Below are 1,644 nucleotides of genomic sequence, written 5' to 3'. Positions count from 1 at the left end.
GGATACGGATGGGAATGGGGATCGGAGCTGGGAACGATGGAAGGCACCCACATGGGAAAAGCTTCCCCATCCAAGGATTCGCATAACGTCTATATACAGATATTCGAAGGCAATCCCGGGCTGCCTACTCCGGTCATTCGGGAAATGCATTTCATCTGCCTGACGCAGGCGACCCGAACCATCGACGTGACCAACCCTTATTTTATACCCGATGCGGATATCATGATGGCCATCAAAACAGCCGCGGCGCGTGGCGTTCGAGTGAGATTACTGGTGCCGCGCCAAGTGATTCCTAAAGTTGCAGGAGCTGCAAGCCGTACGTATTATGGCGAACTCGTGGAAGCAGGGATCAATGTGTTTCAGTACAACAAAGGGGTATTGCACGCGAAAGTCATGATTATCGATGGCGAGATTGCCGAAGTGGGTTCTTCCAACTACGATCTCCGTAGTTACCGTTTAAACTACGAAGTGTGTGCAGTGCTGTATAATTCCGATGTGGCTCGGGTGCTTACGGAACAATTCGAACGGGATCTCACCGAGGCTACTCCATATCGTTTGGAAGATCATATGCATCGTACCTCTTCCGAGCGCATGCTTGATCAAGCAGCGCGTTTGTTATCTCCTTTGTTATAAATCTCAAAAATTACATGGAATTGAATCGAAGTCCAATTACACATGTATATGGCGAAAGGGGAGAAGGCGCCTCCAACGAATACAAGTAATATCGAATTTGGGCAACAGTCTATGGTGCAAATATCACGCCCGGCATATAGTGTAGAAAAAAAGGAGCTGCATCATAGATGATCATGATGAAACCGATTGAAGTTGAAGGTCATCAGGTTATAAGTATCGAGGTCGCCCTGCCCAAAACAACACTTCTGGCCATCACAACCGATCACGGATATATCATGTGCGGAGCGCTTGATATTCGTTTGTTAAATGAGAAATTAAACGATCGCCGCATTGTGGCAGGACGCGCAACCGGGGTACGAACAATAGAGCAATTGCTGGATGCCCCACTCGATATGGTGACCACAGAGGCGGAATTACGCGGAATTTGCCCTGGGATGAAAGGAGCAGATGCGCTTTTAAAGATGGTAAACGAGGTTAGTTAATTTTAAATCCATACTTAAGGAAAGTAGGGGGATTTTTTGTTAACGGGTCTGCATATTGTTTTCCTTGGAGGCGATGCCCGACATCTTGAAATCATTCGGTCATTCACAGACCTGGATGCAAATGTTGTGGTAATCGGTTATGAAGATTTGCACGAACAACTTCTTGAAGTTCAGCATTCCAAGCTTACGAGGGAGGTGCTTCGCAATGCTGATGTATTGATATTACCGGTTGTCGGTACAGACGACCATGGCAGAGTAGAGTCTTCATTTTCATCTGAAACGTTATTGCTGAACAAGGAATATATGTCTTCCTTGCCGAAACACGCAAAAGTCTGTACTGGCATAGCCAAGTCTTACTTGAGGAACCTTTGCGTAGAACTAGGAATAGATCTGATTGAATTATTCAGCAGGGACGATGTTGCCATATACAATTCCATTCCCACTGCGGAAGGCGCCTTATTGATGGCCATTCAACATACGGACATTACCATACATGGTTCGTGTTGTATGGTGCTGGGTTTGGGGAGAA

Annotated in this window: 3 protein-coding genes; all 3 read left to right on the top strand. The window is 46.4% G+C overall.

Annotation, left to right across the window (positions count from 1 at the left end):
- On the top strand, positions 1–633 hold a 633-nt coding region (locus EHV15_RS08470; protein ID WP_246061420.1), incomplete at its 5' end, for a phospholipase D-like domain-containing protein.
- A 167-nt stretch (positions 634–800) separates the two neighbouring features.
- On the top strand, positions 801–1,115 hold the full coding sequence (locus EHV15_RS08465) for a YunC family protein (RefSeq protein ID WP_021624005.1): 315 nt from the start codon (positions 801–803) through the stop codon (positions 1,113–1,115).
- A 36-nt stretch (positions 1,116–1,151) separates the two neighbouring features.
- The coding region (locus EHV15_RS37270; protein WP_281281610.1) for a dipicolinate synthase subunit DpsA at positions 1,152–1,644 on the top strand (493 nt) is incomplete at its 3' end.

The sequence above is a fragment of the Paenibacillus oralis genome, assembly GCF_003863965.1.
GTDB lineage: Bacteria > Bacillota > Bacilli > Paenibacillales > Paenibacillaceae > Fontibacillus > Fontibacillus oralis.
The sequence above is the reverse complement of the archived record's forward strand: the minus strand, read 5'-3'. Positions and strand labels throughout refer to the sequence as shown.

What these genes read in the sequence shown, in the direction of transcription:
- EHV15_RS08465 (WP_021624005.1), top strand. Translation starts at nt 801, where the DNA reads ATGATCATGATGAAACCGATTGAAGTTGAAGGTCATCAGGTTATAAGT.